Source organism: Haliea salexigens DSM 19537, assembly GCF_000423125.1.
Taxonomy (GTDB): Bacteria; Pseudomonadota; Gammaproteobacteria; order Pseudomonadales; family Halieaceae; genus Haliea; species Haliea salexigens.
The window spans coordinates 1-24,576 of sequence record NZ_AUHJ01000010.1 but is presented as its reverse complement, the minus strand read 5'-3'; the positions used below and the strand labels follow the sequence as shown (position 1 = coordinate 24,576).

General features: G+C 63.0%; 28 protein-coding genes and 1 pseudogene. 13 read left to right on the top strand and 16 right to left on the bottom strand.

Annotation, left to right across the window (positions count from 1 at the left end; genetic code table 11):
- Nucleotides 1–2 precede the first annotated feature (2 nt).
- The 5 genes from metX to hemW are packed head-to-tail and all read left to right on the top strand — an operon-like array spanning nt 3 to nt 3,936.
- Nucleotides 3–1,139, top strand: a complete 1,137-nt coding sequence (metX, locus tag G533_RS0112230; RefSeq protein WP_027950193.1) for a homoserine O-succinyltransferase MetX — start codon at nt 3–5, stop codon at nt 1,137–1,139.
- Nucleotides 1,139–1,729 (top strand): methionine biosynthesis protein MetW, encoded by a 591-nt coding sequence (gene metW, locus G533_RS0112225; protein ID WP_027950192.1) that lies wholly within the window; start codon nt 1,139–1,141, stop codon nt 1,727–1,729. Before metX ends, metW begins: the two co-directional genes overlap by 1 nt.
- 10 nt (nt 1,730–1,739) lie before the next feature.
- Nucleotides 1,740–2,171: a DUF4426 domain-containing protein gene (locus G533_RS0112220; RefSeq protein ID WP_027950191.1), complete on the top strand. Its 432-nt coding sequence runs from the start codon at nt 1,740–1,742 to the stop codon at nt 2,169–2,171.
- Nucleotides 2,171–2,794: an RdgB/HAM1 family non-canonical purine NTP pyrophosphatase gene (gene rdgB, locus G533_RS0112215; RefSeq protein WP_027950190.1), complete on the top strand. Its 624-nt coding sequence runs from the start codon at nt 2,171–2,173 to the stop codon at nt 2,792–2,794. Before G533_RS0112220 ends, rdgB begins: the two co-directional genes overlap by 1 nt.
- Nucleotides 2,794–3,936, top strand: coding sequence for a radical SAM family heme chaperone HemW (gene hemW, locus G533_RS0112210; RefSeq protein WP_027950189.1), 1,143 nt, complete (start codon nt 2,794–2,796; stop codon nt 3,934–3,936). The genes rdgB and hemW overlap by 1 nt, the downstream gene beginning before the upstream one ends.
- A gap of 31 nt (nt 3,937–3,967) precedes the next feature.
- Here hemW and trmB read toward each other — a convergent pair whose 3' ends face one another.
- The 6 genes from trmB to ftsY form a co-directional block, all read right to left on the bottom strand.
- Nucleotides 3,968–4,657 carry a tRNA (guanosine(46)-N7)-methyltransferase TrmB gene (trmB, locus tag G533_RS0112205; RefSeq protein WP_027950188.1) on the bottom strand — a complete coding sequence of 230 codons (690 nt, stop codon included), beginning with the start codon at nt 4,655–4,657 and terminating at the stop codon, nt 3,968–3,970.
- The gene (locus G533_RS0112200) at nt 4,657–5,034 is read right to left on the bottom strand and encodes a DUF423 domain-containing protein (protein ID WP_027950187.1); all 378 of its coding nucleotides are present in this window, start codon (nt 5,032–5,034) and stop codon (nt 4,657–4,659) included. The genes trmB and G533_RS0112200 overlap by 1 nt, the downstream gene beginning before the upstream one ends.
- A gap of 50 nt (nt 5,035–5,084) precedes the next feature.
- Complete coding sequence (rpoH, locus tag G533_RS0112195) at nt 5,085–5,939, bottom strand: RNA polymerase sigma factor RpoH (protein WP_027950186.1); 855 nt, start codon at nt 5,937–5,939, stop codon at nt 5,085–5,087.
- Nucleotides 5,940–6,029: 90 nt separating this feature from the next.
- Complete coding sequence (gene ftsX, locus G533_RS0112190; RefSeq protein ID WP_027950185.1) at nt 6,030–7,004, bottom strand: permease-like cell division protein FtsX; 975 nt, start codon at nt 7,002–7,004, stop codon at nt 6,030–6,032.
- On the bottom strand, nt 7,001–7,663 hold the full coding sequence (gene ftsE / locus G533_RS0112185; protein WP_027950184.1) for a cell division ATP-binding protein FtsE: 663 nt from the start codon (nt 7,661–7,663) through the stop codon (nt 7,001–7,003). The genes ftsX and ftsE overlap by 4 nt, the downstream gene beginning before the upstream one ends.
- Nucleotides 7,660–8,817 carry a signal recognition particle-docking protein FtsY gene (gene ftsY / locus G533_RS0112180; protein ID WP_027950183.1) on the bottom strand — a complete coding sequence of 386 codons (1,158 nt, stop codon included), beginning with the start codon at nt 8,815–8,817 and terminating at the stop codon, nt 7,660–7,662. Before ftsY ends, ftsE begins: the two co-directional genes overlap by 4 nt.
- 73 nt (nt 8,818–8,890) lie before the next feature.
- On the opposite strand from ftsY, the gene rsmD reads away from it, so the two are divergent.
- Both rsmD and coaD read left to right on the top strand, forming a co-directional pair.
- Entirely contained in the window at nt 8,891–9,487 is a 597-nt protein-coding gene (rsmD, locus tag G533_RS0112175) for a 16S rRNA (guanine(966)-N(2))-methyltransferase RsmD (protein WP_027950182.1), read from the top strand.
- A 73-nt stretch (nt 9,488–9,560) separates the two neighbouring features.
- Nucleotides 9,561–10,043, top strand: a complete 483-nt coding sequence (gene coaD / locus G533_RS0112170) for a pantetheine-phosphate adenylyltransferase (RefSeq protein ID WP_027950181.1) — start codon at nt 9,561–9,563, stop codon at nt 10,041–10,043.
- Here coaD and G533_RS21865 read toward each other — a convergent pair.
- From G533_RS21865 to radC, 5 genes are all read right to left on the bottom strand, one after another.
- On the bottom strand, nt 10,040–10,429 hold the full coding sequence (locus G533_RS21865) for a hypothetical protein (protein WP_084638968.1): 390 nt from the start codon (nt 10,427–10,429) through the stop codon (nt 10,040–10,042). The two genes, coaD and G533_RS21865, sit on opposite strands and share 4 nt — an antisense overlap.
- Before the next feature lie 58 nt (nt 10,430–10,487).
- Nucleotides 10,488–11,300 carry a bifunctional DNA-formamidopyrimidine glycosylase/DNA-(apurinic or apyrimidinic site) lyase gene (gene mutM, locus G533_RS0112160; protein ID WP_027950180.1) on the bottom strand — a complete coding sequence of 271 codons (813 nt, stop codon included), beginning with the start codon at nt 11,298–11,300 and terminating at the stop codon, nt 10,488–10,490.
- A 66-nt stretch (nt 11,301–11,366) separates the two neighbouring features.
- On the bottom strand, nt 11,367–11,522 hold the full coding sequence (rpmG, locus tag G533_RS0112155) for a 50S ribosomal protein L33 (RefSeq protein WP_027950179.1): 156 nt from the start codon (nt 11,520–11,522) through the stop codon (nt 11,367–11,369).
- A gap of 26 nt (nt 11,523–11,548) precedes the next feature.
- Nucleotides 11,549–11,785 carry a 50S ribosomal protein L28 gene (gene rpmB / locus G533_RS0112150; protein WP_027950178.1) on the bottom strand — a complete coding sequence of 79 codons (237 nt, stop codon included), beginning with the start codon at nt 11,783–11,785 and terminating at the stop codon, nt 11,549–11,551.
- 140 nt (nt 11,786–11,925) lie between these two features.
- Nucleotides 11,926–12,600 carry a RadC family protein gene (gene radC / locus G533_RS0112145; protein WP_027950177.1) on the bottom strand — a complete coding sequence of 225 codons (675 nt, stop codon included), beginning with the start codon at nt 12,598–12,600 and terminating at the stop codon, nt 11,926–11,928.
- Nucleotides 12,601–12,702: 102 nt separating this feature from the next.
- Here radC and coaBC point away from each other — a divergent pair, with 102 nt between their 5' ends.
- From coaBC to slmA, 4 genes are all read left to right on the top strand, one after another.
- Entirely contained in the window at nt 12,703–13,908 is a 1,206-nt protein-coding gene (coaBC, locus tag G533_RS0112140) for a bifunctional phosphopantothenoylcysteine decarboxylase/phosphopantothenate--cysteine ligase CoaBC (RefSeq protein ID WP_027950176.1), read from the top strand.
- Entirely contained in the window at nt 13,901–16,480 is a 2,580-nt protein-coding gene (locus G533_RS25140; protein WP_051230278.1) for a phosphomannomutase/phosphoglucomutase, read from the top strand. The genes coaBC and G533_RS25140 overlap by 8 nt, the downstream gene beginning before the upstream one ends.
- A gap of 45 nt (nt 16,481–16,525) precedes the next feature.
- A complete protein-coding gene (gene argB / locus G533_RS0112130; protein ID WP_027950175.1) occupies nt 16,526–17,428 on the top strand; it encodes an acetylglutamate kinase in 903 nt (300 codons plus the stop codon).
- A gap of 84 nt (nt 17,429–17,512) precedes the next feature.
- A complete protein-coding gene (slmA, locus tag G533_RS0112125) occupies nt 17,513–18,148 on the top strand; it encodes a nucleoid occlusion factor SlmA (protein WP_027950174.1) in 636 nt (211 codons plus the stop codon).
- Between the two features lie 72 nt (nt 18,149–18,220).
- On the opposite strand, the pseudogene G533_RS21855 reads toward slmA, so the two are convergent.
- From G533_RS21855 to pyrE, 3 genes and pseudogenes are all read right to left on the bottom strand, one after another.
- Nucleotides 18,221–19,781: pseudogene (locus G533_RS21855) on the bottom strand (arylsulfatase).
- Between the two features lie 171 nt (nt 19,782–19,952).
- Complete coding sequence (locus tag G533_RS0112115) at nt 19,953–20,624, bottom strand: hypothetical protein (RefSeq protein ID WP_240472431.1); 672 nt, start codon at nt 20,622–20,624, stop codon at nt 19,953–19,955.
- A gap of 37 nt (nt 20,625–20,661) precedes the next feature.
- Nucleotides 20,662–21,306: an orotate phosphoribosyltransferase gene (pyrE, locus tag G533_RS0112110; protein ID WP_027950172.1), complete on the bottom strand. Its 645-nt coding sequence runs from the start codon at nt 21,304–21,306 to the stop codon at nt 20,662–20,664.
- Between the two features lie 117 nt (nt 21,307–21,423).
- Between pyrE and G533_RS0112105 the strand changes: the two genes are divergently transcribed.
- Entirely contained in the window at nt 21,424–22,188 is a 765-nt protein-coding gene (locus G533_RS0112105; RefSeq protein ID WP_027950171.1) for an exodeoxyribonuclease III, read from the top strand.
- A 6-nt stretch (nt 22,189–22,194) separates the two neighbouring features.
- On the opposite strand, the gene rph is transcribed toward G533_RS0112105, so the two are convergent.
- Nucleotides 22,195–22,914: a ribonuclease PH gene (gene rph, locus G533_RS0112100; RefSeq protein ID WP_027950170.1), complete on the bottom strand. Its 720-nt coding sequence runs from the start codon at nt 22,912–22,914 to the stop codon at nt 22,195–22,197.
- Between the two features lie 172 nt (nt 22,915–23,086).
- Between rph and G533_RS0112095 the strand changes: the two genes are divergently transcribed.
- The gene (locus G533_RS0112095) at nt 23,087–23,959 is read left to right on the top strand and encodes a YicC/YloC family endoribonuclease (protein ID WP_338035401.1); all 873 of its coding nucleotides are present in this window, start codon (nt 23,087–23,089) and stop codon (nt 23,957–23,959) included.
- A gap of 297 nt (nt 23,960–24,256) precedes the next feature.
- On the opposite strand, the gene G533_RS0112090 is transcribed toward G533_RS0112095, so the two are convergent.
- A partial coding sequence (locus G533_RS0112090) for a transposase (RefSeq protein WP_205622613.1) occupies nt 24,257–24,576 on the bottom strand: 320 nt, incomplete at its 5' end.

The window sequence follows — 24,576 nt, the reverse complement described above, 5'->3', positions numbered from 1 at the left end:
ACGTGAAAACTTCGACCGTTGGCATTGTCGCGCCGCAGCGCGCCCGCTTCGACGAGCCGCTGACGCTGGCCTGTGGCCGTGTACTGGCATCTTACGAGCTGGTCTACGAAACCTATGGCACTCTGAACAGCACGCGTTCCAACGCGGTTCTGGTATGCCACGCGCTTTCCGGCCACCACCACGCGGCCGGCTATCACCGTGCCGATGACCGCAAACCCGGCTGGTGGGACGAGTGCATTGGGCCGGGCAAACCGATCGACACCAACCATTTTTTCGTGGTGAGCCTGAACAACCTGGGCGGCTGCCACGGGTCTACCGGCCCGGTCAGCATCAACCCGGAAAACGGTGCGCCCTGGGGCCCGGATTTCCCCTCACTGCGGGTACGCGACTGGGTGCACAGCCAGGCCCGCCTCGCGGACCTGCTGGGTATCGACTGCTGGGCCGCCGTGGTCGGGGGCAGCCTGGGTGGCATGCAGGCCATGCGCTGGGCACTGCTTTATCCGCAGCGCCTGCGCCACTGTGTCGTGATCGCTTCCGCGCTGCGCCTGAGCGCCCAGAATATTGCCTTCAACGAGATCGCCCGCCAGGCTATACAGTCCGACCCCGACTTCGCCGAGGGCCACTACCTGACGCACAACACACTGCCGGCCAAGGGGCTGGCGCTGGCGCGCATGGTAGGCCACATCACCTATCTGTCCGACGATGCCATGGCCAACAAGTTCGGTCGCGACCTGCGTTCCGGCAGCCTCGAGCTGGGTGAAGAGGAGATCGCGGAATTCCAGGTACAAAGTTACTTGCGCTACCAGGGTAGCCAGTTTTCCGGCAGCTTCGACGCCAACACCTATATTCTGATGACACAGGCACTGGATTTCTTCGACCTGGCCCGTGAATACGGTGACGACCCGGTGGCGGCCTTCCGCACCGCACAGTGCAGCTTTCTGGTGCTGTCGTTCTCTACCGACTGGCGGTTTTCGCCAGGCCGCTCCCGCGAGATCGTCGATGCACTGATCGCCGCCGACCGGCCGGTGACCTATGCGGAAATCGAGGCCGATGAGGGGCACGACGCCTTCCTTATGCCGATCCCGCGTTACCTGGCGCTGTTCACTGCCTATATGCAGCGCGTGCGGGGAAACTGCTGATGCGCCTCGACCTCACGCATATCCAGCGCTGGATCGAGCCCGGTTCACGGGTACTCGATCTCGGCTGTGGCAACGGCGAATTCCTGCAACGCCTGGCGAAGGAGCGCCAGGTACGTGGCCTGGGCCTCGAGATCGACCCGGACAAGATTACCAATGCCGTCTCCCGCGGCCTGGATATTGTTGAACAGGATATGGATGCGGGACTCGGCAACTTCCCCGACCAGAGTTTCGATACCGTGGTGATGGCACACGCGCTACAGGCGGTGCACTACCCCGACCGTGTGCTGGAAGAAATGCTGCGCATCGGCCGCCAGGGCATCGTCACCTTCCCCAACTTCGCGCACTGGCGCTGCCGGCTGTATCTGGGTTCACGGGGCCGCATGCCCGTTTCCCGTTTCATGCCGTATAACTGGTATGACACGCCCAACATCCACTTTTGCACGGTGACGGATTTTGAAGCGTTGTGCGAGGAACGGGGCATCCGCATACTCGCCCGCGATATGGTCGGCAACACCCCGCGTCGACCGCTGCTGGCGAGCGCCTGGCCCAACCTGTTCGCCGTCACCGCGATCTATCTCATCAGCCGCTGAGGAGAGAACGATGATCCAGAGATTTTGCCTGACACTGCTCATGCTGGTGCTCACCGGCACCGCCAGCGCACAACAATCTGAGCGCTTCGGCCCCTACGAGTTGCACTACAGCGTGGTCAACACCACCTTTCTCGACCCGCGTGTCGCCGCCAGCTACGGCATCACCCGCGGCAAGAACAGGGCTATCCTCAACCTCGCGGTCCGCGAGCACGTTGGCGATGGCACCGAGGCGCGGGCGATGATGATTCAGGGCTACACGCGCGATCTGATTACCGGTGAGCCCCTGGAGTTCCTCGAAGTGCGGGAGAGCGGCGCCATCTACTACATTGCGGAATTCGGCTTCATCAACGAGGAGTGGCGCTTTTTCGAGATTGATTTCCGCCCCGAAGGTGCCGATACCACCTACCGTTTCGAGCATCGCCACCAGCTGTACGTCAACTGATGAGCACCGCGCGCAACGCCCAGGCCGTGGTGCTGGCAAGTGGCAACGCCGGCAAGCTGGCGGAACTGTCACGCATTCTCGACCCGCTGGGCTACCTGCTGCAGGCGCAGTCGGAATTCGGCGTGCCGGATGTGGCGGAAACCGAGCTCACGTTTGTGGAGAACGCCCTCCTCAAGGCACGCGCCGCCGCCGAACACACCGGCCTGCCGGCTATTGCCGACGATTCCGGGCTGGAAGTGGATTGCCTGCAGGGGGCGCCGGGTATTCACTCGGCGCGTTACTCCGGGGCGGGCGACGAAGGCAACAATCGCAAGCTGCTGGCCGCGCTGCAGGGCGTGCCGTGGCCGGAACGCAGCGCACGCTACCAGTGCGTGCTGGTGTACCTGCGCCACGCCAGTGACCCAACACCGATTATTTGCCAGGGAAGCTGGGAGGGTCATATTCTCGAGAGCCCCCAGGGTGAGGGCGGTTTTGGCTACGACCCGGTGTTTCACGTCGCCGCGTTCAACTGCAGCGCGGCGCAGCTGGCTCCGCGCACCAAGAACCGGGTGAGCCACCGGGCCCAGGCCTGCGCGCAGCTGGTCGCGGCACTGGAGCGGCGTCTGCAGCAGCCGGCGCCCTGATGGGCGAGCTGCCACTACCGCCGCTGGCACTGTATGTGCACCTGCCCTGGTGCGAGCGCAAATGCCCCTACTGCGATTTCAACTCACACGAATCCCGCAACCTGCCGGAAACCGCCTATATCGATAGCCTGCTGGCAGACCTGGAGGCCGACCTGCCCTTCGTGCAGGGCCGCGTGATCCAGACGCTGTTCATCGGCGGCGGTACACCGAGCCTGTTCAGCGCTGCCGGCATTGGTCGGTTGATGCAGGGTATCGGGCAGCGGGTAGCGCTGGCAGACGCCCTCGAAGCCACCCTGGAAGCCAACCCGGGCAGCGCGGAGGCGGAGAAGTTTGCCGGGTTTCGCGCTGCCGGCATCAACCGCCTGTCGCTGGGAATTCAATCCTTCCAGAATGAGCAGCTCGCGGCGCTGGGCCGGGTGCACGACAGTGACCAGGCGCACGCCGCGGTGGCGGCGGCGCGCCGCGCGGGCTTTCAGCGTATCAACCTCGACCTGATGCACGGGCTGCCCGCGCAGGGTGCAAGCGCGGCCATGGCCGACCTGGCAACGGCCAGTGGCTACCAGACCGGGCATCTCTCCTGGTACCAGCTGACCATCGAGCAGAACACGGTTTTCTACAAACAACCACCCATTCTGCCTGTAGAGGACGTGCTGGCGGATATTCAGGACGCCGGCGAGATCCAGCTCGCGGCGGCTGGCCTTGAGCAGTACGAAGTATCGGCCTGGGCCGCGGCCGGTGAGCAGTGCCGGCACAACCTGAACTACTGGCAGTTCGGCGACTACCTGGGTATCGGGGCGGGCGCGCACGGCAAGGTGAGTTTTTCCGATGGACGTATTATGCGCTATGCCAAACGACGCCAGCCGGACGCTTACCTCGCGGCGGCGGGCGACTGGCGCGTCCAGTCCCAGTGGCTGACAGACGCGGAAAAGCCCGGTGAATACATGCTCAACGCCCTGCGCCTGAACAGCGGCTTCGCCCTGGCGGACTACGCGGCGCGCACCGGACTCCCGCCATCCACGCTGCAACCGGCACTGGATACACTGACCGCTCGCGGCCTGCTGCTGCAGGAGGGCACACGGGTACGCGCCAGCGCCCTGGGGCGCCGCTTTCTCGACTCGGTGATTACGGAATTTCTCGCCTGAGGGCATCCCCTCGGGCTCGCAAGGCCGGGCTTCAGTCGACGCTGCGACGGAACATGAGGTCCCAGACGCCGTGCCCCAGGCGCTCGCCGCGCTGCTCGAACTTGGTCAGCGGTCGGTGTGCCGGGCGCGGGACATACAGCCCATCGGGCGCCAGGTTGACCAGGCCCGGGGTGGCGTCCAGCACTTCCAGCATCTGCTGCGCGTAGTTTTCCCAATCGGTCGCCAGGTGCAGCACGCCGCCGGGCTTCAGGTAGTCCACCAGCGTTGCGGTGAAAGCCGGCTGGATCAGGCGTCGTTTATGGTGACGCTTTTTGTGCCAGGGGTCGGGGAAGAATATCTGGATGGTATCAAGCGAAGCGGGGGCAATGCAGTCGCGCAACACTTCCACCGCGTCGTGACAGTACACACGGATGTTTCCCACACCACACTCGGCCATGCTGTGCAGCATTTTCCCCACGCCGGGGCGATGCACCTCAATGCCGATGAAATCCGTCGCGGGCGCTGCCGCGGCCATCTCGACAAAGGATTGCCCCATACCGAAGCCGATTTCCAGCACCCGCGGCGCGTCGCGACCAAACACCTTCTGGTAATCGAGCTGACCATCACCGTGCAGCAGGCCGAAGCGCGGCCAGTAGGTATCCCAGGCGCGTTGCTGGCCGGTGGTAAGACGCCCCATGCGCAGTACGTAGCTGCGAATGGGGCGCTGGCTGTTCTCACCCATCAGCCAGCCAGTTTCCAGCTCGCGGCCGCCAGGCAACCCCAGGCGGCGATAAACGACAGGCCACCGAGCGGCGCAATGGCACCGAGCCAGCGCAGGCCAGACAGGCTGAGCACGTAGAGGCTACCGGAAAACAGCAGCATACCGAGCACGAACAGCCAGCCACTGCTGCGCAGCAGGGCCAGCTCGCTGTTTTGCTGCAGCAGGATGCCCACCGCCAGGAGGGCGAGAGAATGAATAAAGTGGTATTGCACGGCGGTCTCGAAGACGCCCAGAGAGTAGCTATCCAGCCGGGCTTTCAGGGCGTGGGCACCGAAGGCGCCAAAACTGACCGCGAGAGCACCGCTGACAGCCGCGCTGGCAATGAAAAACTGCGCCATGGCAGGCTCCGGAAAACAGGGGGGTGCAGTGTAGCACCCCCGGAGATGCGTCAGGCGGCGATCGCGCTGCGCAATTTCTTCATGGCGTTCTGCTCGAGCTGACGAATGCGCTCCGCAGACACCTCGTACTTGGCAGCCAGCTCGTGCAGCGTGGCCTTTTTCTCCGCCAACCAGCGCTGGGCGAGGATGTCGCGGCTGCGCTCATCCAGCTCAGACAGTGCGTGGTAGAGCTGTTCTTCGCTGTTTTCCTGCCAATTGTCCGACTCAACGGACAGGGCGGGGTCGCTACGCTGGTCTTCCAGGTAATATTGCGGTGCCTGCCAGGCGTCGTCTTCGTCCTGCCCTACCGGTGAATCGAAGGCGACATCACGGCTACTGAGCCGCCCTTCCATGCGCTGCACTTCAGCGATATCAACACCCAGATCATCCGCTACCGCCTGAGCCTCTTCGTGACTGAGCCAGGACAAGTCCTTCTTCGCACCGCGGAGGTTGAAAAACAGTTTGCGCTGGGCCTTGGTGGTGGCGACTTTGACGATGCGCCAGTTGCGCAGGATGAACTCGTGCATCTCTGCCTTGATCCAGTGCACGGCAAACGACACCAGGCGCACGCCCTTTTCCGGATTGAAGCGCTTGACCGCTTTCATCAGGCCTACATTGCCTTCCTGAATGAGGTCGGCCTCGGACAGGCCGTAGCCGGAGTAGCTGCGGGCGATGTGCACCACAAAGCGCAGGTGCGACATGACCAGCTCGCGTGCAGCCTCAAGATTGCTGTTGAAAAAGAGGTCTTCCGCCAGCGCCTTTTCGCGCTCCGGTGTGAGCAGCGGAATGGTGCTTACAGCCTGCACGTAGGCGGCAAGATTGGCGCCCGGGACCATCTGGTCGACCGGCAGCAACGCTTTACTCATGCGATTTTTCCCCTCTGTCATGTGCCCGATTCTAGCACTCTTTGTATTAGAGTGCTAACGGTGGAAAAGTTCCCTGCAGGCGCGCCCTGCCTAGCGCGGAGCGATCAGGCGCAAGTGCCGGGTCACCGCCAGCCAGGCGCCCGCCAACCCCAAAACACCGCCGATGAGCACCAGGTTGAGGCTGCCCATGATGCCCAGGCCGCCGAGCCGGAAATTGCTCTGGTAGAGTTCGGCGAGGCGTGTCACCGGCCCGCCGAGAAACCACAGTGCCGAGGCCACCAGCAGCGCCGCGAACACGCCTCCCCCCACCCCGTACCAGAGGCCCGTGTAGAGGAAGGGGCGGCGCACGAAGGCATTGCTGCCGCCGACCAGTTTGATCACCACGATCTCCTCGCGCCGGCTCTCGATGGCCAGCCGGATGGTGTTGCCCAGAATCAGCACCACCCCCGCCACCAGCACACTACCCAGTGCCAGCACCACGCGCCGACTAAGCTGCATAAGGGTATTCAGTCGCTCCAGCCAGGCCATGTCCAGCACCACCTCCGCGACGCGCGGGTCATCCTTGAGCTGTTCGTAGAGCGGCGCCAGCGCGTCGCTACCGGGCACGGGCGTTACCAGCAGAACGTCCGGAAGCGGGTTGCGCTCCAGTGTATCGAGCACATCGGCGAACCCGGAAAGCGCACTGAATTCGGCGAGGGCATCGTCGCGCGATACAAACACCACCTGTTCGATGTCGGGTCGCTGCTGGAGCGTATCCTGCAACGCCTGCGCCTCCTCGCCACCCACCGAACCACCCAGGAATAGAGAAAGTTGCGCCGGGCTGTCCCAACGGTCGCTGAGCGCGCGGGCATTGTCCAGCGCCACGGTCAGTGCAGCCGGGAGCGCCAGCGCAATGCCGATCACCAGCCAGGTAAGCGCACTGGCAAACGGATGGTCGAGCACACGCGCCAGGCTATCTGCCGCGGAGAGCCGGTGGTGGGCCAGCCAGCCCTGGAGCAAGTGGCGCAGGCGCGTGCGGCGAGCACTGGCACCATCGCGACGCGGCTTGCCCTCGGCGGCGCTCATGACCCCGCACCGACCAGACGGCCATTACGCAGGGTCAGGATGCGGTGGCGCAGGCGGGAGATCAGCGCCAGGTCGTGGCTGGCAATCAATACCGTCACGCCGACTTGGCTGAAGGCTTCGAACAACTGCATGATCTCCGCCGAAAGCACCGGGTCGAGGTTGCCCGTGGGTTCATCCGCCAGCAGGATCCGCGGGCGCGCTACCACCGCACGGGCGATGCCCACCCGCTGCTGTTCACCGCCAGATAGGGTCACAGGCAGCGCCCGCTCTTTCGTCAGCAGCCCTACCTTGTCCAGCGCTGCACGCACACGGCGGCCAATCTCCCGGTGTTCGTAGCCGCCAATCACCAGCGGCAGGGCAACGTTGTCGAATACGCTGCGGTCGAACAGCAGCTGGTGGTTCTGGAATACCACGCCGATATTGCGCCGGTGACGGGGAATGCCGCGCTCCCCCACCTTGGCCAGATTCAGGCCATCGACAATAACCTGCCCGCGTGAGGGCCGTTCGATGAGCATGATCAACCGCAGCAACGTGCTCTTGCCGGCACCCGAATGACCGGTGAGAAACACCATTTCATCCTGGCGAATATCAACGCTGACTTCGCTCAGAGCCTCGTGACCTTCCGCGTAGCGCTTGCTGACACGATCGAACGTGATCATGGCGCCTGATCGGCACCTGCAAAAAGGGCGTCAATGAACGGCTCCGCCGCGAACGGGCGCAGGTCGTCCGCTGTTTCGCCCACGCCGATAAAGCGAATCGGCAGCCCCAGCTTGCGGGCAATGGCAAAGATCACACCGCCCTTGGCGGTGCCGTCCAGCTTGGTGAGAGTGAGGCCGGTCACCCCCACCACCTGCTGGAACTGACTGGCCTGGGCCAGGGCATTCTGCCCGGTGCCGGCATCCAGCACGAGCATGACCTCGTGGGGTGCAGCGGCATCCAGCTTGCCCATCACGCGCACCACCTTGCGCAGCTCTTCCATCAAGTGGTCCTTGTTGTGCAGGCGCCCGGCAGTGTCGGCAATCAGTACATCCACCTTGCGCGCCTGAGCTGCCTGCAGCGCATCGTAGATCACGGACGCGCTATCGGCACCGGTATGCTGGGCGATGACCGGCACATTGTGCCGCTCACCCCACACCTGCAACTGCTCGACCGCAGCGGCGCGGAACGTATCACCAGCCGCCAGCATGACAGAGCGCCCTTCCGCCTGAAAGCGACGCGCGAGCTTGCCTATGGTGGTCGTCTTGCCTACGCCGTTCACGCCGACCATGAGGATCACATAGGGTTTGTGGCCGCTGACATCAAGCGGCATTTCGCAGGGTTGAAGCAGGCTCAACAGCTCTTCCTGCAGGGCGCGCTGCAGGGCCTCCGGCCGTGTCAGCTCCTTGCGTGAAACACGCTGGGTAAGGCGCCCGATAATCTCGACAGTGGCGTCAACGCCGGCATCAGCCAGCAGAAGGCGCGACTCCAGCTCTTCCATCAGCTCGGCGTCGATCTCCTTGCGCCCCAGAAACAGCGTTCCCAGCCCCTCCACCAGAGTGTTGCTGGTCTTGCCGAGGCCGCGCCGCAGGCGGGCGAAGAAACCGGCCTCCGCCGCCGCCACCGGCCGCTCGGCAGGCTGCTGTACCGGTTCCGCCGCGGCCTGCTCGGCCTCGGAGGCTGGCACCAGAGCCTCGGCCGCGGGCACCGGGGTGGCGACCACGTCGTCAGCACTGCCTGCCTCGCGCTCCGCGGGCGCAACGTCATCGTCCGCGCGGGTTTCGGTTTCAGCTACGTCCGGCGCAGGCGTCTTCTTACTGCGTTTGAAAAACTTCATGGGTCTCGTGATAAAATTCGCGGGAGGCATCCGCAGGACTGCGTATCCTACCACTGCTCGGGGGAGCGACGAAATGACAGCACGGCATCGGTCGGCCAAGCAGCCGTCAACTGCCAGCAGCAGCCTGCGTATCATCGGCGGGCGCTGGCGCGGCCGCAAACTGCTTTTCAACGCCGCGGAGGGCCTGCGACCCACCGGTGATCGCGTGCGGGAAACCCTGTTCAACTGGCTGGCGGCCGAGGTGCCGGATGCGCGCTGCGCGGACCTGTTCAGCGGCTCCGGCGCGCTCGGGCTGGAGGCGCTGTCACGCGGGGCGCGCCACTGCGATTTTGTCGACAACAATGCCGCGAGCCTGACGCAGATCCGCCGCCACCTGGCTACCCTGGACGGGGCGGCGCGCGCGAGTTGCCATGCCTGTAGTGCGCTGGACCTGCTGGCCTCGGGGGCCGGCCCCTGGGACATCGTCTTCATCGACCCGCCGTTTGCCCTGCAACTGGTGGAGCCTGTCTGTGCGCTGCTGGCACAGAGCGGTGTGCTGGCGCCGGGGGCGAGCATCTACGTCGAAACCGCGGCTACCGAGCCGGAAGCCGCACTGCCAGAGGACTGGGTGCTGTATCGCGATAAAACCTCCGGCGCGGTGCGCTACCGCGTTTTCCGCACCACGGCGTGACGTCGGGGCGTTTGCACCGGCTACAGTGAGTGTTTACCATCCGCGGCTGGTCTATCAGCGCTGAGCACCCTGCATGAATTCACACACGGTCATTTACCCGGGCACGTTCGATCCGATCACCAACGGTCACGTCGACCTGACAGAACGGGCCGCGCGCCTGTTCGGCAAAGTGGTGGTGGCAATTGCGCACAGTGAAAAGAAGACGCCGCTGTTCAACCTGGAGGAGCGCGTGGCGCTGTGCCAGGCCTCACTGCAGCATCTGGATAACGTGGAAGTGGTGGGCTTCAGCAACCTGCTGATTGATTTTGTGCACAGCCAGGGATCGCGCTGCGTGCTGCGCGGGCTGCGCGCTGTGGCGGATTTTGAATACGAGTTCCAGCTTGCCAACATGAACCGGGCACTGGACCGGGAATTCGAGAGCATTTTCCTGACGCCCTCGGAGCACCTGTCCTACATCTCGTCCTCCCTGGTGCGTGAGATCGCCGCACTCAACGGCGACATCACACCTTTCGTGCCCGAGCCGGTGGCCCGGGCCCTGCAGGAACGTTTCCGCTAGTTGCCGGCTTCTTCAGCCGCGGCGGCGGCCTTGCGTGCACGATTGCGGTCGATATCCTTGTTGGTATAGCCGGTTTCACGACAGCCAAGACAGCGCATGAAGGTGGCTTCCGCCGGGCCCACCATCAACGTTTCGGCCGCTTCCCCGGCGTGACCCGCGAGGAGGGTAAAGGGCAGGCTGACCAGCCAGGCGGCCGTGCCACCCACGGTCATCACCGCGCCGATAGGCCGCGCAATCAGCAGATCCCCCACCATGGCTCCGGCGGACGGGCTTTCATCCACGGCGTTTTGCGCCGCAGCCTGTTGCGGCACGGCCAATAGAGGTGCCGTCAGGCATACAGCCAACGCTGCAGACGCGAGCCGGCGATTAAGGTCATTGGTTTTCATTGTTCACTCCCCCGCGGGACGGACGTCCCCACCCAGACAGACCCAGAGTGTAGCCTGTTCAGCGCTGACAGGCCACGCAATACACTGTGCTGCGCTGGCCCAGCCGCACCTCCTGCAGGGGGCGCGCGCAGCGGGTGCAAGGCCTGCCGCCGCGGCCGTAGACCGCGAGCTGCTGCGCGAAGTAGCCCGGCTTGCCATCGCCGCCCACGAAGTCGCGCAGAGTCGTTCCTCCTTGCGTTATAGCGGAAGTAAGCACTTGCTTCACGTGCTCCGTCAGACGCTGGTAGCGGGCCAGGCTGATCTTGCCCGCGGGGCGATCCGGGCGAATGCCCGCAAGAAATAGCGCTTCATTGGCGTAAATATTACCCACACCCACAACCACCTTGCCGTCCATCAGAAACGGTTTCACCGCACCGCGGCGGCCGCGAGCGCGCGCATGAAGCAGCTCCCCGCTGAAAGCCTCGGACAGTGGTTCCGGACCCAGCCCGGCAAGCAGCGGATGACACTCACCGGGAGCCAGCCATAGCATGCAACCAAAGCGCCGGGGGTCGTTGTAACGCAGCCGATCACCGCTGGCGAGCGTGATCTGCACGTGGTCGTGACGCAGCAGGGGGCTGTTATCGCGGATCACGCGCAGGGAGCCAGACATCCCCAGGTGCACCAGCAGGCTGCCGGCGGCGGTGTGAAAGAGCAGATACTTGGCGCGACGTTCCACCGCGGTAATATGTTGACCGCAGAGCCGCTGTGGCAAGTCATCCGGTATTGGCCAGCGCAGGCGGGATTCGCGAATGTCCACGGCGAGTACGCGCTGCCCCTCGGTCCAGGGCAGAACACCGCGACGGGTAGTTTCGACTTCGGGTAGTTCAGGCATGTTGCGTGGCCATAAAAAACCCCGACACAGGCCGGGGTTCCCTACGTACCAGGAGGCGAGACGCGCTTACTTGATCTTGCCTTCTTTATACATGACGTGCTTGCGCACAACTGGATCGTATTTCTTCATTTCCAGTTTGTCCGGGGTGGTACGTTTGTTTTTGTCAGTGGTATAAAAGTGGCCTGTACCCGCTGACGAAATCATTCTGATCTTGTCTCTCATGGCTATTCTCCTTCAGACTTCGCCGCTCAGACCTTGACGCCGCTGGCGCGAATATCGCTCAGCACCTGGTCAATGCCCTTCTTGTCGATGATACGCATGCCCTTGCTGGAAACACGCAGGGAGACAAAACGCTTCTCGGATTCAACCCAGAACCGGTGGTGGTGCAGGTTCGGCAAAAAACGACGGCGCGTGCGGTTTTTTGCGTGTGATACATTGTTTCCTGTGACCGGGCGCTTGCCGGTGACCTGACATACTCTTGCCATGATTGCCTCTCCCATATACCACGGGACTTGTCGAATTTGTGTGGCCAAACGGGTCTGAAAGGGTACCCCGGCCGCGCGGAGCGCGACTTTATACCAGAACACCCCACGTATCGCAAGCGAAACCGGCTGCGAAGTATACGCTACAACAACCCGCTTTCGGCAAAGGAATAGCTCTGGCCCCGCCCCACGATGACGTGGTCCAGCACGCGGATATCCAGCAGGCCCAGCGCCGCCTGCAGGCGCTCGGTGATGCGCCGGTCCGCGTGGCTGGGCTCGGCGATGCCGGAGGGGTGGTTGTGCGCGAGAATCACCGCCGCTGCATGGTATTGCAGCGCGCGCACAGCCACCTCGCGCGGGTACACGGCAGCACCATCCAGCGTGCCGAAAAAAAGATCCTCGCAACGCAGTATGCGGTGCTGGTTGTCGAGAAACAGGCAGGTAAAGACTTCACGCGGCTGGCCGCCCAGGTGATGCTGCAGAAACTGCCGCGTCGCCTGGGGGCTGCACAGGGCACTCCCGGCGCGGGCCTGTTCCAGCGCGTGACGCCGGGCGAGCTCGAGCCCGGCTTTCAGCAGCGCGTACTTGCCGGACCCCAATCCCGGATACTCCAGTAGCGTTTCCTGGCTTGCGCCCAGCAGCCCGCCCAGGCTGCCGAAGCGCTGCAACAGGTCGCGCCCCAGGTCCAGCGCGGAGTAACCGCGGCGCCCGGTGCGCAGCAACACGGCGAGCAACTCGGCGTCGGAAAGCGTCCTCGCGCCGCGCTGCAGCAGCTTGTCCCGCGGGCCCTCCCCCGCGGCCCAATTCCTGATTGACATGGCGACGCCCTCCCTGGCTTCGGCCCTGCGGTGTCAAAACACCTGTCGTGATGGTATTGTTCGCCTCTGAAAACAACCTATTGTCCCAGTTGGGTAGCCGCAGTGGCACATCTTTTCAATCGCAATGTTGTGCTCGGCGTCAGCGGCGGCATCGCCGCCTACAAATCGGCAGAGCTCGTCCGCCAACTCAAGGAGCGCGGCGCCGATGTGCGAGTCGTGATGACCCGGGGCGCGCAGGAATTCATCACGCCGCTGACCTTGCAAGCGCTCTCCGGCAACCCGGTTCACACCGAACTGCTGGACACCGAGGCCGAGCTCGGCATGGGGCATATCGAATTGGCGCGCTGGGCTGACCTGCTCATCATTGCGCCGGCCACCGCAGACCTGATTGCCCGGCTGGCCAGTGGGCGCGCCGATGACCTGTTGACCACTGTTGCCCTCGCCACCGCGGCGCCGAAACTGGTGGCGCCAGCGATGAACCAGCGAATGTGGCGCGACCCGGCTACCAGCGCCAACATCGACACGCTTCAGGACCGGGGCATGTCACTGGTAGGCCCCGCTTCGGGTGAACAGGCCTGCGGGGATGTGGGGCCCGGACGCATGGAACAGCCCGCCAATATCGCGCTGGCCGCTGCCGGGCTGTTTGCCAACGGCGCATTGGCCGGCCGCCGCGTTGTGATCACCGCGGGGCCAACTCGTGAAGCACTCGATCCTGTGCGCTACCTGTCCAATCACAGCTCCGGCAAGATGGGCTATGCCCTGGCCGCTGCGGCCGTGGATGCTGGCGCGCAGGTAACCCTGGTCAGCGGGCCCGTGCAGCTGGCCACGCCCGAGCACGCAGAACGTGTGGATGTTGTGAGTGCGGCCGAGATGCTGGACGCCTGCCTCGCGCGGGTGACGGACTGCGACCTGTTCATCGCCTGCGCCGCGGTAGCGGACTACCGTCCGGCGACAGCCGCCGCAGGCAAGATAAAGAAGGATGCGGAGCACCTCACCCTCGAACTGGAGCGCACCACGGATATTCTGGCGTCCGTAAGCCGCCATGCGCAGGCGCCTTTCACCGTGGGCTTTGCCGCGGAAACACACGATGTTGAGCAGTATGCACGAGGCAAACTCGAGCGTAAAAAACTGGACATGATCGTCGCCAACGATGTTTCCGATACGGCCATTGGGTTCAACAGTGACCAGAATGCCGTAACGGTGTTCTGGCAGCAGGGCAGCTGCGCGCTGCCGCAGGCCAGCAAGTCGACCATTGCACGCGAGCTGATAGCCCTGATCGCACAGCGCATGGAGGCAGCGGATGGCTAAAGACATCAAGAACACCGCTGCCGGGGTCGTCGCCAGCAAAGCGACCTTGCACCGCATACTCCTGATTGCCGTGCTGACCATTACCCTGCCGGTGCTGCTCGGGTTCGGTTACCTCGCCCTGCTGCGCGATACCGGGCTGCAGGATCGGCATACCCGCGCCGCGGTGAATATCATTGCCAGCGAACAGGCGCGCGCCCTGGCTCAGGTCGCGGCGGACCTGCGCCAACGCCTGCAGCAGGTCGCCGACAGCGCACTCGGGCAGCAGCTGCTGGTTGCCGAGGAGGCAACGGTAGCGCCGCTGGAGAGGCAGATCCTGCGCCTGTTCCCGGAGTTCAGCGAGGTGCGTGCACTGCTGCTCAGCGACCTGGGCACAGCCAGCCTCAGCGGGTCCAGTCATCAGCTGCGCAACCACATTGAGCTCGACCTGGTGCGCCGCGCTACCGCAGGTGACCCGAGCCAGCCGGAAACCTATCGCGCCGAAGGCCAGATCTACACCTCCATGGCGCAACTGGTGCGCGCTGACGACCAGCCGGGGCAACAGATCGTGATCCTTGGGACCTTCGACAAGGCGCTTATCCCGCGCTGGCTGGCGCTGGCCGACCCGGCCAATGGGCAGGTGACCCTGCAGCAGAGCCATGTCGAAAACGGTGTGGAACTGATTACCGTAGGCAGCGCCGAGGCACAGGGCGAAGCGTACCGAGTGGTATTTACCGTCCCGGACACCAGTTGGCAGTTGGCATTCACGCCCTCGCATGCCCTCATCGCCCAGTTCCACATCAGCCGTCTGCCGGTGCTGCTACTGCTGGCCCTGATTCTGCTCGGTATCACCGGTGGCCTGTTGCTGCTCGCCGCACGGATACCCGGCCTGCTGACCAAGGATGTCGAACGTATCATGCGCGGTGCAGGCCTGCGGGGTCAGGTGCAGCTGCACCTGCCGCATCTGGTTCCCCTCGGGGAGCACCTGCGCGAACTGCTGGTAGAGCACAAGGGGCATGCACCTCTCGACGAAGACGAAGACGAAGACGAGGACGAGGACAAACCCGAGCAGCCTAGAAACAGTCAGTCAGACAACCACCTGATGCATCCGCTGTTCCAGCGTACGCCCCTGGTCGAGGATGAACCCGACCACGCCAGCGCCGACACCCACGTCGACCTCGAGAACGCCGATCTCTCCCACGACCCCGTGATCAACCCGGAGGAGTTCCTGCCGGCACAGATATTCCGCGCCTACGATATTCGCGGGCAAGCCGAGCGGGAGCTGGGCGATACCACCGTCAGCCTGATCGGTCGTGCGCTGGGCACCATCGCCGCCGACAACAAAGAAAGCGCACTTATTGTAGGTTGCGACGGGCGAACATCCAGCCCACGCATCAAAGCTGCCCTGATCAAGGCGCTGCTCAGCACGGGTCGCGATGTCATCGACATCGGTGTCGTGCCCACACCACTGCTGTACTTCGCAACACGCACACTGCAAACCCGCTCCGGCGTCATGGTGACCGGCAGCCACAACCCGGCGTCCTACAACGGGCTCAAGATAGTGCTGAGGAACGCGCCCAGCACGACAGGCCTGATGCAGCGCCTACGCGAAACCGCGCTGGCCGGAGACTTCCGGGAAGGCCGGGGCAAGGCATCGAAAGCCGATCCACTGCCCGCCTACCTCGAGGAGATTATCAGCGACATCACGCTGCCCGCTCCGCTGAAAGTGGTGGTGGACGCCGGCAACGGTGCCACCAGCGACATCGCGCCGCAGCTGTTCGCAGAGCTGGGTTGTGATGTCCTGCAACTGTACTGCGAAATTGACGGGCGCTTCCCGAACCGCTCCCCGGATACCAGCCGCGAGGAAAATCTCTCCGACCTCGCGGCGGCCGTGCGTCACAACCACGCCGATCTGGGTGTTGCCTTCGATGGTGACGGTGACCGCATTGCCGTGGTGACGGGCTCCGGCCGGATACTGCGCACGGACCAGCTGATGATGCTCTATGTCGAAGACGTCGTATCCCGCAATCCGGGTACGGACGTGGTATTTGACGTGAAGTGCAGCCGCAACCTGGGGCAGCTGATTGTCGAGCACGGAGGGCGGCCTGTGCTGTCGAAAACCGGGCACGCCTTCATGCGGGAAAAGATGCTGGAAACGGGCGCGATGCTCGGCGGCGAATTCTCCGGGCACATTTTCTTCGGCGAACGCTGGTATGGATTTGATGACGGCATGTACGCGGCCGTGCGCCTCGCGGAAATACTCAGCAACCAGAACCAGACCCTTGACGACATGCTCGATGCCCTGCCTCAATCGGCAAATACGCCGGAGATTCTCATCCCGGTTCCGGATGACGACAAGTTCGCACTGGTACAACAGCTTGTGGATGGCGCCTACTTCCCGGAGGGCAAGGTGAACACGCTCGATGGCCTGCGCGTCGACTTCAACGACGGCTGGGGTCTGGTGCGTGCATCCAACACGTCAGCCGCGCTCACCGCCCGCTTCGAGGCCTCCACAGAGCAGCGCTTGCGCGCTATCATGACTGATTTCCGGGACCAGATGGCCGTGGTGTCGCCACAGCTCAGCCTCCCCGAATAACCCGATACCTACTCCGCTCGCCCAGAGTGCGCCGCAGGAAAGACTATGTCGCTCGACCGTGAATCCGCTCTTAACATCGCCCAGGTACTGACCGAAGCGCTGCCCTATATCCAGCACTTCACCGGCAAGACCATCGTGGTGAAATTTGGCGGCAATGCCATGGTGGACCCGGTGCTGCACGAGATCTTCGCCCGGGACGTAGTGCTGATGAAGCTGGTCGGCATGAACCCTGTAGTCGTGCATGGCGGTGGCCCACAGATTGGCGAGTTGCTGAAGAAACTCAACCTCCACACCGAGTTCGTCAACGGCATGCGGGTGACCGACAGCGAAACCATGGACGTGGTGGAAATGGTGCTCGGCGGCAGCGTGAACAAGGAGATCGTCTCCTCCATCAGCCGCGCCGGCGGCAAGGCCATTGGTGTCACCGGCAAGGACGGCCAGCTGATTCGCGCGCGCAAACTCACCGTAAACCGCTACAGCCCCGAACTCGGCGCATCGGAGATCATCGACATAGGCCACGTGGGTGAAGTCGACCAGATCGACACGGAAGTGCTCAATGTGATTCTGGGTAGTCACTTCATTCCCGTTATCGCACCCATTGGCGTGGACCATGCCGGCAACACCTACAATATCAACGCCGATCTCGTAGCCAGCAAAATCGCCCAGGTTATGCGCGCGGAAAAACTCATGCTGCTCACCAACGTCTCTGGTCTGCTGGACAAACAGGGCAACATTCTCACCGGGCTGAGTACGCAACAGGTGGACGGGCTGATCGAAGATGGCACCATCAGCGGCGGCATGCTGCCGAAAATCGGCTGCGCACTGGATGCAGTCAAGTCCGGCGTGGCGAGTGCGCACATCATCGACGGCCGCGTGCCGCACGCGGTGCTCCTGGAGATCTTCACCGACACTGGCATCGGCACATTGATTACCGGCCGCGCGGGGTAAACCGGGGCGCCAGAACGTTTCGCGTGTTGCAGCCGCCCCGGTGAGTCGATAGCATTAGGGCACCCGTCATCGATCGTGAGCGACATGCCGCCGAAAAAATCCCAACGCCGTCAGCAAATCCTGGAAGCCCTTGCCCAGATGCTGGAGGCCAGCCCTGGCAATCGCATCACGACCGCCGGTCTGGCGCGTGAAGTCGGTGTGTCCGAAGCCGCTCTCTACCGCCACTTTCCCAGCAAGGGAAAGATGTTTGAGGGGCTGATCGAGTTTATTGAAGACACACTGTTTTCCCGCATCAACCTCATCCTCACTGAGGAACCCGGCGTCGCCAGGCGCTGCGAGAAGATGTTGCTGCTGTTGCTGGCCTTTACCGAACGCAACCCGGGCATTACCCGCATACTCACCGGCGATGCCCTCGCCGGGGAAAACGATCGCCTGCACCAGCGCGTGGCACAGCTTTTTGACCGCTACGAAACACAGCTGAAACAGGTGCTGCGGGAGGCGGAGTTGCGCGAGGGGCTGCGCCCGGTCATACCACTGCCCGCCGCCGCCAACCTGCTCATGGCTACCGCCGAAGGGCGTATCGCGCAGTTCGTGCGCAGCGGCTTCACCCGCTCACCCACCGAGAACTGGCAGGAACAGTGGTCGCTGCTGCTCAACGGTTTTTTCCGCCAGGCAATCAGCACACCCCTCGCCGGCCAGACGGGCTCCGCCGCCAGCTAGCCAGGCGCTCGTCAAACAGCGCTCATAAAAAAACCCCGCGGACTTGCGCCCGCGGGGTTCTCATCAACGGCCTCAGGGCGTACCGGCGGGCGTCGTCAGCTTTTCCATTACCTGGTCCAGCGAGAAGCTGGCGGCTTTCTGACGTGGCGGGTACTCCTTGAAGGTCGCCAGGAACTGCGCTACGTAGTCCTGCGCGGGCACCAACAGGTAGGCCCTGTCTATCATCCAGTCATAGTAAGTGTTGGAGGTGATCTGGGCGCGCTCGTAGGGGTCGCGGCGCAGGTTGAATATGTAAGGCAAACGCAGTTCCACAAAGGGCTCCTGCCACGCCTGCAACGTCTGCGCGATGCGCTGCTCCAGGAACACCAGCTTCCACACGTCGTAGCGCAGGGCCGTCAGGTCACCATCATCGGAGAAGTAGAATATCTCACGACGCGGCCCGGTTTCGGCTTCACCGGTGAGGAAGGGCAGGAAGTTATAGCCATCCAGGTGCACCTTGTACTTGCGGTTGATCGCACGGTGCCCCTTGAGCAGTTTCTCCTTCACATCAGGCTCTCCCGCTACCGCCAGAAAGGTGGGCAGCCAATCCATGTGGTGCATGATGTCGTTGGAGACGCTGCCAGCAGGGATCTTGCCGGGCCAGCGCACTGCGGCGGGTACCCGCCAGCCACCTTCCCAGTTGGTGTTTTTCTCACCGCGGAAAGGCGTCATCGCCGCATCCGGCCAGGTGTTCATGTGGGGGCCATTGTCGGTGGAATAAAAAACCAGCGTGTTGTCGGCTACACCGAGTTCATCGAGCAACGTGAGGAACTCCCCGATATGCATATCGTGCTCGATCATGCCAGCGGTGTATTCATCCGCGTGGGGATACTGCTTCTTCACCATCGCCATTTTTTCGTCGCTGACATGGGTGCGGAAGTGCATGCGCGTGCCGCTCCACCAGACGAAGAAGGGCGTATCGGCTTTCACCGCGCGGGTAATGAAGTCTTTCGCCGCGGCAACCGTTTCATCGTCAACGGTTTCCATGCGCCGCTTGCTCAGCGGGCCGGTGTCTTCGATGCGACCGTCAGCGTAAGAGCGGATGACACCGCGCGGACCGTACTTTTCGCGGAAAGCGGGATCCTTGGGATAATCCTCGTTTTCAGGCTCCTCTTCCGCATTCAGGTGGTACAGGTTACCGAAGAATTCATCGAAACCGTGATTGGTCGGCAGGTGCTCATCCTTGTCGCCAAGGTGGTTCTTACCGAATTGGCCGGTCATGTAGCCGTGGTTTTTCAGCAGACCGGCAATGGTCGGGTCCTCTTCCTGCATGCCGAGCTCGGCACCCGGCAGGCCCACTTTGGACAGCCCGGTGCGAAATACCGACTGGCCCATGATGAATGAGGCGCGGCCCTGCGGTGCAGCTCTGCTCACCGTAGTAGTCCGTGAACAGCATGCCCTCGTTGGCAATGCGGTCGATGTTCGGTGTCTTGTAGCCCATCAGGCCACGGGTATAGGCACTGATATTGGACTGGCCGACATCGTCACCCCAGATCACCAGGATATTCGGTTTATCAGCCGCCAGGGCCGAGCCGGTGGACGCCGCCACCAGAAACGCAAGGCAGAGCCCCGCGCGTTTTATTATTCGGTGCATTGGATTTGCCTCGCATCTTTTTGTCAACTTCACTTCAAGCACTACACATTAACTTGAAAGTGCAAGCGCAAATATGCGACAAATTCGTGACCGTTGGGATTTGGGGCTTGCGAGGCTTGGCGCCCCCGACTTGGCGCCCCCGACTTGGCGCCCCCGACTTGGCGCCCCCGACTAATCGGCCTGAGCGGCCCTGGAGCTCAGTTCGCGGCGCAAACGCACCGCCTCTTCCAGCATCTTGAAACGCTCGATGTCCGCCTCGAAGCTGGCTCGAACCTCTTCCACTTCCACATTGCGATCGGCGATCTGGCGGTCGGTTGCGGCCAGTTCCTTTTGCAGGCTGGCGATGGCCTTGAGCCGCGCCTCGTCGACTTCGTAGCCACGGCGCTCGAGATCGGCGGCCTGGGACTGGTAGTTCTCGATCTGCTGTTTGAAATTGCGGCGGTTGCTTTTGAGGATACCTACGCGCAGGCGCAGGTCGGCGAGTGCGCGGTCGCGGTGTGCCTCGATGTCCTCGATGGAGCTGTAGCGCAGCAGTAGTGTCTGGTCCCACTTGCGCAGCCGCTGCTCTTCACGCGCCGCCGCCTCTTCCAGACGGGTTTGCAGGGTGGCGTCGGCGAGCTCCTCGGGGGTGAGTACCCTGGGCACCACGCGAATGACCGCGCCGCGCTCGTTCAGCACTTCATAGCCGCGCGCGACGAACTCCGGCGGCACGCTGTCATCCACCACGACGACATCCTGGTCATTGCGGTAGCGGTACAGGTTGCCACCCTGTGCAGTCGCCTGGGCCACCAGGCAAGTGAACAGGGCCGCGCCGACAAGCTGCATAAGGACCGGTCTTTTCATGGCGTTCAATATAGAGGTTGCCAGCCGACGCAACAAGTCACACGCCGTAACGTTGTCGGTAGGCACGCATGGCGGTCAGCACCTCAGTGTAGGGATCGCCCGCCGCCTGCAGATAATCGATAATGTGGCCCATGTTGATGATGCTGAGTACCGGAATGCCCTGCTCCCGCTCAAGCTCCTGGATGGCAGAGGCCGTTCCCGTGCCGCGCTCCTGCCGGTCGAGACCGATGGCCACACCGGCCAGGCTGGCCCCCGCCGCTTCGATCATGCCGATGACCTCACGCACGGCAGTGCCGGCGGTGATTACATCGTCGATCACCAGCACGCGCCCCTGCAAAGGTGCACCGACCAGCGTGCCGCCCTCCCCGTGGGTTTTTGCCTCTTTGCGGTTGTAGGCAAAAGGCACGTCGCGCCCGTGGTGGTCCGCGAGAGCCACGGCCGTCGCGGCGGCCAGCGGGATGCCTTTATAGGCCGGCCCGAGCAATACGTCGAATTCAATCCCGGCCTGCACGATGCTCTGCGCATAGCAACGACCGAGCGTGGCCAGCGCCGCGCCACTGGCGAACGCGCCGGCATTGAAGAAGTAGGGGCTGACGCGACCCGATTTGAGGGTGAATTCACCAAACTTGAGGACATCGTGACGACGGGCGAGCTCGATGAACTCCTGCTGATATGCGTTCATTTACAACTCCGAGCGGGAGTAAAGGCTGCGAATTGGCCAGATTGGGGTTATGCTTGCCCCACGACGCCGGTATCATGGCGCTTTAATGATACACGCTCTCTCAGCAAGGGGCCAAGAATGAGGATCATCAGCTTCAGTGCCGACGGCATCCAGAACGCCGCCGGTAACGGATTTTATGACTGGCTGAACGAGCAGGACGCCGATTTCATCTGCATTCAGGATTTGCGCTGCACCGAATACGACCTGCGCGACGATCTCTACTTCCCGCGGGAATACAACGCTTACTTCTACGACCACGTCGATGGCAAATCGAATGGCGTGGCGGTGTACTGTCGCAAGCTGCCGAAAGCCATTATGACCGGGCTGGGGTTCGCGGACTTCGACATGGAAGGCCGTTACATTCAGGCTGACTACGAAAACCTCAGCGTGGGCTGCCTGCTGGCCCCCTACGCCGAGCCGGGCAACGCCGACCAGTTGGCGCGCAAGACAGAATTCTACGGGCTGCTGCAGAACCATCTGCAGAAGGTTCGCAACAAGCGCCGCGAGTTCATCATCTGCGGCAACTGGCACCTGGCGCACACCGCGGCCGACGTGCAGGATACCGAACGCAACAGCACCGTTCCCGGCTTCCTGGCCGAGGAACGGCAATGGATGGACGAACTGCTCGATGGCGGTTACGTGGACGCGTTCCGGGAGATCAACTCTGACCGCGACGAATTCAGCTGGTGGCCGGACGGTGAGCCCGGCAGCAACGGCTGGCGCACTGACTTCCAGATCATTTCCAAGGGCCTGAAGTACGCGGTGGATTACGGCGCCATTTACAAGGCGCGGGTGTTTTCCTCCCACGCCCCGGTCATCATGGATTACGACATCGAAGTCTGAGCCGCGTCAGCCCGCCAGCGCCCTCTTCTGGGCCGCAAACAGCTCGCGAATGCCGCTCTCTGCCAGGTCCAGCATGGCGTTCATCTCACTGCGCTGAAACGGCTGCCCTTCGGCGGTGCCCTGCACTTCGATAAAACCGCCGTCCTCGCCCATCACCACGTTCATGTCGGTGTCGGCGCGGGAGTCCTCGCGGTAGTCCAGGTCCAGTACCGGCTCACCCTGAAACACACCGACGGACACCGACGCCACCATCTGCAACAGCGGGTCGGTGGTAATCAACTTCTTGCGTTGCAGGTGGTTCAGGGCATCCACCAGCGCCACACAGGCGCCGGTAATGGCCGCCGTGCGCGTGCCGCCGTCGGCCTGGATCACGTCGCAGTCGACCGTGATGGTGAATTCCCCCAGCTTTTTCAGGTCGACGGCGGAGCGCAGTGAGCGACCGATCAAGCGCTGGATTTCCAGCGTGCGGCCACCCTGCTTGCCGCGGCTCGCTTCACGATCCATGCGCGATCCTGTAGAGCGCGGCAGCATACCGTACTCAGCGGTCACCCAGCCACTGCCGGTGCCGCGCAGGAAGCGCGGCACGCCCGGCTCCACCGAGGCTGTGCAGATAACGCGCGTGGCGCCAAACTCGACCAGCACAGAGCCCTCTGCGTGGCAGGTGAAATCCCGGGTAAGGGTGACTGTTCTCAGGTCGTCAGGCGCGCGGCCGCTGGGTCGTTGCATGGGGAGTCTCCGGTCAATGGGGAGCGCAGTATACGCGAGCCGCAAGCCGCCTGCAGAGCAGGCTCAGTACAGGCCGCAATCGACCGCAGGTGTTACCGCCCGGGGAACGCCGGTGTGAGCCTTCCGCAGAGGCTGCTAGACTGCCCGCTAACACAGTATGCGAGGCAGGCACGTGGCAGAGATTTACAGCATGACCGCATTCGCCCGGGAGAGCGCCAGCGTGAGCGGTGGTGAGCTGATCGCCGAAGTGCGCACCGTAAACCACCGCTATCTCGACTGCAGCTTCAAACTACCCGAGGCGCTGCGCAATGCCGAAACGCGGCTGCGGGATCGCGCCGCGGCACGCCTGTCGCGCGGCAAGCTCGACTGTCAGTTCCGCTTTCAGGCCGGCGGCGCGCAGGCCGCCACGCTGGAAATCGACCGCGCACGGCTACAGCAGGTGCTCGGCGCCACGACCGAACTGCGCGCCTTGCTGCCCGATGCACAGGCCGTCAACCCCTTGGAACTGCTGCAGTTTCCCGGCGTGTGCGCCACGGCGGAGATCGACGAAACGGCGCTGCTGCAGGGCGCCACTGCGCTATTCGAGGCAGCACTCACCAGCCTGTTGGAAAACCGCGCCCGGGAAGGGGCCAAGATGGCGGCGGTGATTCGCGAGCGCCTGACGCAGGTGGAAGCCGCTACCCTGGCCACTCGGCAGTTGGTGCCCGCCCTGCGTGAGCGGCAACGGGCCCGGCTGCAGGCGCGCCTGGCCGAGCTGCAGGTTGAAATTGATCCAGGCCGTCTGGAGCAGGAGCTGGTGTATCTGGCACAGAAGGCAGATGTCGACGAGGAACTGGATCGTTTACAGGCACATATCGGCGAGGTGCAGCGCACCCTGGATAAAGGGGGCCCCTGCGGGCGCCGGCTCGATTTCCTTATGCAGGAGCTGAACCGCGAGGCGAACACCCTGTCCTCGAAATCCATTGCCAGCAGCAGCACCCACAACGCGGTGGAGCTCAAGGTGCTGATCGAGCAGATGCGGGAGCAGGTGCAGAATATCGAATGACGTGGCAAGCAAAGCCATGCCGGATTCGCATGAGTGGCATACATCCGTTTTTCGCTTAAAATCGAGGGGCTCAGCTGAGGCCATGTGCAATGACCGCTAACCGGGATATCAGACGTCAAATACCTTCGGTCGACCGTGTGCTGCGGCACTCGCAAGACCTCGTGTCGCAATGGGGCCACGACCGGGTAAGCTCATCCGGCAACACCTGCACGCCAAACGCACCCGTCTCCATTCAGGCGAGGCGCTGGATTGGAGCGTAAGGAGCATACACACTGCCATCGCTAGTGGGACGCTTGATTAATTAGGTAACGCATTCTTTGCTCTATCAACGGCTGCGAGGATACCCTTCGCATCCTTGGTCCATTTGAACGGTTTGGCCAACGTGCGATTGTGGACTTTAATAAAGTCGAGTAATGCTGCTTTGAGCTCTGGGACGCTGGTGAAAACTCCGCGGTAGAGGGCGCGCCGTTCAAGCTGGGCAAACCAACCCTCTACTGCATTCAGCCAGGAGGCACTGGTCGGCGTGAAATGGAAGTGAATGTAAGGCCTGGCCTCCAGCCAATCTCTGATCTCTTTCGTTTTGTGGGCGCTGTGATTATCGAGAATGATGTGCAGGT

What these genes read in the sequence shown, in the direction of transcription:
- metW (WP_027950192.1), top strand. Translation starts at nt 1,139, where the DNA reads ATGCGCCTCGACCTCACGCATATCCAGCGCTGGATCGAGCCCGGTTCA.
- G533_RS0112220 (WP_027950191.1), top strand. Translation starts at nt 1,740, where the DNA reads ATGATCCAGAGATTTTGCCTGACACTGCTCATGCTGGTGCTCACCGGC.
- rdgB (WP_027950190.1), top strand. Translation starts at nt 2,171, where the DNA reads ATGAGCACCGCGCGCAACGCCCAGGCCGTGGTGCTGGCAAGTGGCAAC.
- hemW (WP_027950189.1), top strand. Translation starts at nt 2,794, where the DNA reads ATGGGCGAGCTGCCACTACCGCCGCTGGCACTGTATGTGCACCTGCCC.
- trmB (WP_027950188.1), bottom strand. Translation starts at nt 4,657, where the DNA reads ATGGGTGAGAACAGCCAGCGCCCCATTCGCAGCTACGTACTGCGCATG.
- G533_RS0112200 (WP_027950187.1), bottom strand. Translation starts at nt 5,034, where the DNA reads ATGGCGCAGTTTTTCATTGCCAGCGCGGCTGTCAGCGGTGCTCTCGCG.
- rpoH (WP_027950186.1), bottom strand. Translation starts at nt 5,939, where the DNA reads ATGAGTAAAGCGTTGCTGCCGGTCGACCAGATGGTCCCGGGCGCCAAT.
- ftsX (WP_027950185.1), bottom strand. Translation starts at nt 7,004, where the DNA reads ATGAGCGCCGCCGAGGGCAAGCCGCGTCGCGATGGTGCCAGTGCTCGC.
- ftsE (WP_027950184.1), bottom strand. Translation starts at nt 7,663, where the DNA reads ATGATCACGTTCGATCGTGTCAGCAAGCGCTACGCGGAAGGTCACGAG.
- ftsY (WP_027950183.1), bottom strand. Translation starts at nt 8,817, where the DNA reads ATGAAGTTTTTCAAACGCAGTAAGAAGACGCCTGCGCCGGACGTAGCT.
- rsmD (WP_027950182.1), top strand. Translation starts at nt 8,891, where the DNA reads ATGACAGCACGGCATCGGTCGGCCAAGCAGCCGTCAACTGCCAGCAGC.
- coaD (WP_027950181.1), top strand. Translation starts at nt 9,561, where the DNA reads ATGAATTCACACACGGTCATTTACCCGGGCACGTTCGATCCGATCACC.
- G533_RS21865 (WP_084638968.1), bottom strand. Translation starts at nt 10,429, where the DNA reads ATGAAAACCAATGACCTTAATCGCCGGCTCGCGTCTGCAGCGTTGGCT.
- mutM (WP_027950180.1), bottom strand. Translation starts at nt 11,300, where the DNA reads ATGCCTGAACTACCCGAAGTCGAAACTACCCGTCGCGGTGTTCTGCCC.
- rpmG (WP_027950179.1), bottom strand. Translation starts at nt 11,522, where the DNA reads ATGAGAGACAAGATCAGAATGATTTCGTCAGCGGGTACAGGCCACTTT.
- rpmB (WP_027950178.1), bottom strand. Translation starts at nt 11,785, where the DNA reads ATGGCAAGAGTATGTCAGGTCACCGGCAAGCGCCCGGTCACAGGAAAC.
- radC (WP_027950177.1), bottom strand. Translation starts at nt 12,600, where the DNA reads ATGTCAATCAGGAATTGGGCCGCGGGGGAGGGCCCGCGGGACAAGCTG.
- G533_RS25140 (WP_051230278.1), top strand. Translation starts at nt 13,901, where the DNA reads ATGGCTAAAGACATCAAGAACACCGCTGCCGGGGTCGTCGCCAGCAAA.
- argB (WP_027950175.1), top strand. Translation starts at nt 16,526, where the DNA reads ATGTCGCTCGACCGTGAATCCGCTCTTAACATCGCCCAGGTACTGACC.
- slmA (WP_027950174.1), top strand. Translation starts at nt 17,513, where the DNA reads ATGCCGCCGAAAAAATCCCAACGCCGTCAGCAAATCCTGGAAGCCCTT.
- G533_RS0112115 (WP_240472431.1), bottom strand. Translation starts at nt 20,624, where the DNA reads ATGAAAAGACCGGTCCTTATGCAGCTTGTCGGCGCGGCCCTGTTCACT.
- pyrE (WP_027950172.1), bottom strand. Translation starts at nt 21,306, where the DNA reads ATGAACGCATATCAGCAGGAGTTCATCGAGCTCGCCCGTCGTCACGAT.
- G533_RS0112105 (WP_027950171.1), top strand. Translation starts at nt 21,424, where the DNA reads ATGAGGATCATCAGCTTCAGTGCCGACGGCATCCAGAACGCCGCCGGT.
- rph (WP_027950170.1), bottom strand. Translation starts at nt 22,914, where the DNA reads ATGCAACGACCCAGCGGCCGCGCGCCTGACGACCTGAGAACAGTCACC.